Below are 4740 nucleotides of genomic sequence, written 5' to 3' on the forward strand. Positions count from 1 at the left end.
TTTCAGCTTTTTCCATCGAGCGGTTTCTTCTGAACGAGAAGATGGCTCCGGCAATCAATCCAAGCAAAAATGCGACGATCAGCAGAACAGAAAGTGATAAATGTGTTTTCCAGATAATAAATTTAAAACCTACTTCCTGTGCGTTTTGCACGGAAAATAATACCAACAGAAGGGCAACAATGATAAACCCCCAGAATGAGAAGGTAGTTTTACGTTTCATTAGTATATATTTAGTCAGTAGTTTTTAGTCAGTAGTTTTTAGTCAGTAGTTTTTAGTCAGTAGTTTTTAGTCAGTAGTTTTTAGTCAGTAGTTTTTAGTTAATCAATTTACAAACATTTCGGGAATTTTACCAATAATGTGATTTTCAGGCAACAATCCCCAGAAACGGCTGTCGAATGAGTGTGGTCGGTTGTCACCCATTACCCAGTAGTAATTAAATTTGAAACAGTAGCTATCCTGTCGTTTTCCGTTAATATAAATATCCCTGTCTTTCTTTTTAAGGTCGTTTTTTTCATACACCCGTATGGCACGTTTGTAGATATGGTAATTGTCCTCGTTTATCCGGATGGTGTCACCTTTGGCGGGGATTTTAACGGGGCCCATAAAATCGGTATTCCATCCCATTGAGGTATGAAATGGAAAGGTATGGGGATCGGGTACATTTTTTTCGAGAAGGGCCGGGTTAAAATGCGATTTTATTTCGGGCGGAAGATTATTGAAGGTGCCTGTTGTCATTTCTGCTACGATATGACCACGATACTGATAATGGTTAATGATATATTTCTGGTCGACTTCTGTTTGAAATGTTGCCTTTTCTCCTGTCCATCTGAACTTTTTGATGATGGTCGGAGCTATGTCTATTGTTTTGTTGTTGATGAGTAAAATGCCGGTGTTAATTTCAACTGTATCGCCGGGGAGAGCAACGAGCCGTTTAACAAAACGTGGCCTCTCCCTGACACTCAGAGGAACCAGGTTTCCCCAGTTTCTGATTTTTCTCAGCCTGTCGAAATTATTGTAATGCCTTTTCAGGTAATAATAGCTTTCATCGGGTCGGTTCTCAAGGATGGTGTCTCCTTCGGGGAAATTAAACAAAATGATATCTCCTCTTTTCAATTCACCAATCCCGGCCATTCTGAAGTACTTATCCGGTTTTTCAGGAAATCTTCGCGGCCCGGGAATTAACTTGTTGACAAGGATATAATCTCCCGACTGAATGGCTTTCTCCATTGAAGGCGATGGTACCGTAATCAATTCGAAACCAAATCGGTATATTAATGTTCCTGCCAATAGTCCTGTGGCAAGAATAACGGATCCCAGAAATGCCTGGTAGATATTCGGGTGTTTCTGTTTGAAATTTTTCCGGAATAGATCAACCGGTTCATGATAATACCAGTATAGCCAGATAGTAGCCAGCAGAATAAAAGGTATCAGTATTATCCGAAACCACCAGCCAACAATGATGATCAGTAAGGAAACAACAATTGTTAAGGTTATTCGAAACATTATTTTCCGGCGTATTTAAAGAACCTGTTCCACCTGATATTCATCGGGAATGATTTGTTTTGATCAAGTGAAAGCCAAACCAGAATGGGCTTTCCGACAATATGATCCTCGGGTACAAACCCCCAATAGCGCGAATCTGCCGAGTTGTGACGGTTGTCACCCATCATAAAATAATAATCCATCTTAAAGGTATAGGTGTTGGCAGGTTTGCCGTTTATAATAATCCTTCCGTCACGAACTTCCAGTGTGTTCCCCTCATAATTTCGTATGATTCGTTCGTAAAGGAGAATATTTTCGGGTGATACTTGCACGGTCGCATCTTTTTTAGGGATAACCAGCGGTCCGTAATTATCGCGGCTCCAATTAAAATGACGGCTGTAAGGAAATACCTGAAGGACAGAACTGTCTGGTTTTTCTTCATCAATTTCGACATCTTCGATAAAGGGCATTTGTTTTACCTTTTCTAACATGGAGTGGGTAAGTGGCAGAGAATAATATGGTCCGCTTCGCCCAAGGTATCGTTCGGGATCACTGATATCGAGCCTTTCATAAAAATTGTGGTTCAGTGTAGTGCCATCGGTAAGGATGTTGTAATTGTGCTGTACGCCTTCGGGCTCCTCAAACAACTCACCGTTAATGTATAACCTGTTGTGACGGATTTCGAAGGTATCGCCCGGAAGTGCCACGCATCTTTTCACGTAGTTGTCGCGACGGTCTACCGGCCGGTACAGTACTTCTCCGAATTCATCAGGGTTTTGTTTCACATATTTGGCTCCAAGGCTGCGTTCTTTCTGCCTCAACTCGTATTCACTTATGCTGCCGGCAGATAAGTTTTTATTCCGTTTCATCAGTCCCTGGCCAATTTCCCGAACGATGTTGAAATATGCCGGGTTCGGCCTCAGAAAAGCGACTGTATCGCCTGCGGGAAAGTTGAAAACAACGATATCACCACGTTCTACTTCTCCAAAACCTGCAATTCTTTTATAGTCCCATTGCGGCTTCTCAGAATATGATTTAGTATTGATGACGGGAAAAGTATTCTGCACCAATGGAAATGAAAGCGGCGTGATGGGCATTCGTGGCCCGTAGCTCATCTTGCTTACAAAAAGGTGATCGCCTACCAGGAGCGATTTTTCGAGCGAAGAGGTAGGTATCTTGTAGTTTTGGAAAAAGAAAATATTGATAAGGTAAACAGCCACAAGTGCAAAGACAAGGGCATCCAGCCACTCTTTCCATGCCGGCGGCTTACTGCCGTCTTTTGTCTTTTTCCACGCACCCCAGGGGATTATTTTCGTGATGTAAACATCAAAAATGACGGGAAGCCCCAGAAGAATCCAGAAATTTCCGATCCATACAACCCATAATACAAATACCAGGGCAGCAATGCTGAACTTTATCCAGCTTGCTTTTGATACATCATTCAGTTTAATCATTCAGTTAAAATTTTTTGCAATATTCAGTTAAAACTTCAACATGTCCTTCATGCCGAGAAAACCTTTGTTTTTAGCAGCAAATTCGGCTGCAAGAACCGCGCCAAGAGCAAATCCCTTCCGCGATTTAGCACTGTGATGAATGGTGATTTCGTCCACATCCGATTCATACCTGACGGTATGTATTCCCGGAACTTCGCCTTCGCGGACAGCTTTAATTACCAGATCACTATCCTTTTCGGCCTTATCGAGCTTCCATTGTTTTTTACGATCAATATTTTCAATTATATCTTCGGCAAGCGAAATGGCTGTTCCACTGGGTGCATCCAGCTTTTGTGTATGATGTACCTCAGTCATTTCTACATCGTATTCATCACGATCGTTCATTATCTTTGAGAGATAACGGTTCAGCTCAAAAAGAATATTAACCCCTACGCTGAAATTGGAAGCATAGAAAAACGTTTGTCCCTCCTCACTACAAGCCTTTTTTATTTCGGGTAATTTATCGAGCCATCCGGTAGTTCCCGAAACCACCGGTTTGTTGTATTCAAAGCACTTCCGGTAGTTGGAAAAAGCCACTTTGGGAGTGGTGAATTCGATGGCCACGTCGGCTGTCTCAAAACCGCCGTCTTCAAAACTTTCGCCGGTTGCAATAGGGTCGATTCGGGCCACGATTTCGTGTCCTCTTGATTGTGCTATTTTCTCAATCTCTTTTCCCATTTTCCCGTATCCAATCAATGCTATTTTCATATTGTAAGGTTTTTATGGTTTCTGAAATGTCAGATGTTTAATTCCGGGAAATGCAAAGATAACAAAATACATTGGTTTTAATTGTTGATTTTCCGAAGCCCTGAAAGGCACCAGCCTGTTAAAAAGTGAAAGTAAGAAGAGACCGTTCTTGCGAAAACGAGGGGCAGACGGGACGCCAAATGCTATCACTATCCCGCCGGGAAATTTGCACTGTGTTATGTGGGTGTAGTTTATTTTGTATCAATCGACAATACTTTTGATAATCCTATTCGGATTTCGTCCATTATCGAATCAGATAACTCTCCTATTCGTTTTACAAATCTATCCTGTGATACTGAACGTATCTGAAAGCAATCAACCGGGGAAATTTTGGTTATTCCGTTTTTACTGTTTGGCTCAATTTTTATCATCCACGGAGCTATCTCGTATTTGTCTTTCCAATCGGTAATCGGTACGATAATCTTTAAGGGCAATTTCCCCAGTGATTCATCGTTTACAATAATTGCTGGTCTCGTCTTTTTTATCTCCGCTCCAATTGTCGGATCAAGGTTTATTAACCATATCTCATTTTGTTTCATAGAAATCCTCAAAATCAAGTTTGGTAAAAGCAATCAGGTCAGTATCGTTTTTATAATCCGAGAATAAAAATTCGGCTGCCTTTTCCATTGCATTTTTATCCTCTTGACTGCGAATAGAATGTATAGTTTTTTCAACTACATAAATTCTTTTTGAAATGGGCAGTTTTTGAATTTCCTTTATAATTTCATTAGTTCTCATATCAAGTGTGTTTGTTTTGTAAGTTATAAAATGAACCCGGTCTAAAATCCATTTTTATTGCCAAACTCTGTGTTGTTTTAAATTATTACGTCCTCATTAACAATGGGTTAACTTCGATACAAATATTTAAAACGCCTTTATTTTGACAAAAATATGCTTTTTATACCACACTCATTTATTGTTTTACCCAATGTTTTTCTGTAACGCTCCGATTTTCCTTTTTAAAGAAAGGGGCGTTAGCCCTAATATCTTCGTAGCCAATTCAAACAATGGTAATTT

The 4740-nt window shown here is 40.4% G+C and carries 6 protein-coding genes; all 6 read right to left on the reverse strand.

The window, feature by feature from the left end:
- The coding region (locus OQ5_RS0104140) for a lipopolysaccharide assembly protein LapA domain-containing protein (protein ID WP_016776285.1) at window positions 1–220 on the reverse strand (220 nt) is incomplete at its 3' end.
- Window positions 221–322: 102 nt separating this feature from the next.
- Complete coding sequence (lepB, locus tag OQ5_RS0104145; protein WP_016776286.1) at window positions 323–1504, reverse strand: signal peptidase I; 1182 nt, start codon at window positions 1502–1504, stop codon at window positions 323–325.
- Window positions 1504–2937: a S26 family signal peptidase gene (locus tag OQ5_RS0104150; RefSeq protein WP_016776287.1), complete on the reverse strand. Its 1434-nt coding sequence runs from the start codon at window positions 2935–2937 to the stop codon at window positions 1504–1506. Before OQ5_RS0104150 ends, lepB begins: the two co-directional genes overlap by 1 nt.
- A 27-nt stretch (window positions 2938–2964) precedes the next feature.
- Window positions 2965–3684, reverse strand: a complete 720-nt coding sequence (gene dapB / locus OQ5_RS0104155; protein ID WP_016776288.1) for a 4-hydroxy-tetrahydrodipicolinate reductase — start codon at window positions 3682–3684, stop codon at window positions 2965–2967.
- 230 nt (window positions 3685–3914) lie between these two features.
- Complete coding sequence (locus OQ5_RS0104160; RefSeq protein WP_016776289.1) at window positions 3915–4262, reverse strand: type II toxin-antitoxin system PemK/MazF family toxin; 348 nt, start codon at window positions 4260–4262, stop codon at window positions 3915–3917.
- A complete protein-coding gene (locus OQ5_RS0104165; RefSeq protein ID WP_016776290.1) occupies window positions 4249–4461 on the reverse strand; it encodes a hypothetical protein in 213 nt (70 codons plus the stop codon). Before OQ5_RS0104165 ends, OQ5_RS0104160 begins: the two co-directional genes overlap by 14 nt.
- Window positions 4462–4740: the final 279 nt, after the last annotated feature.

Source organism: Anaerophaga thermohalophila str. Valhall (assembly GCF_000250735.1).
Lineage (GTDB): Bacteria > Bacteroidota > Bacteroidia > Bacteroidales > Marinilabiliaceae > Anaerophaga > Anaerophaga thermohalophila_A.

Bases quoted from the DNA above. Each gene is read 5' to 3' on its own strand.
- lepB (WP_016776286.1), bottom strand. From the start codon at position 1,504: ATGTTTCGAATAACCTTAACAATTGTTGTTTCCTTACTGATCATCATT.
- OQ5_RS0104150 (WP_016776287.1), bottom strand. From the start codon at position 2,937: ATGATTAAACTGAATGATGTATCAAAAGCAAGCTGGATAAAGTTCAGC.
- dapB (WP_016776288.1), bottom strand. From the start codon at position 3,684: ATGAAAATAGCATTGATTGGATACGGGAAAATGGGAAAAGAGATTGAG.
- OQ5_RS0104160 (WP_016776289.1), bottom strand. From the start codon at position 4,262: ATGAAACAAAATGAGATATGGTTAATAAACCTTGATCCGACAATTGGA.
- OQ5_RS0104165 (WP_016776290.1), bottom strand. From the start codon at position 4,461: ATGAGAACTAATGAAATTATAAAGGAAATTCAAAAACTGCCCATTTCA.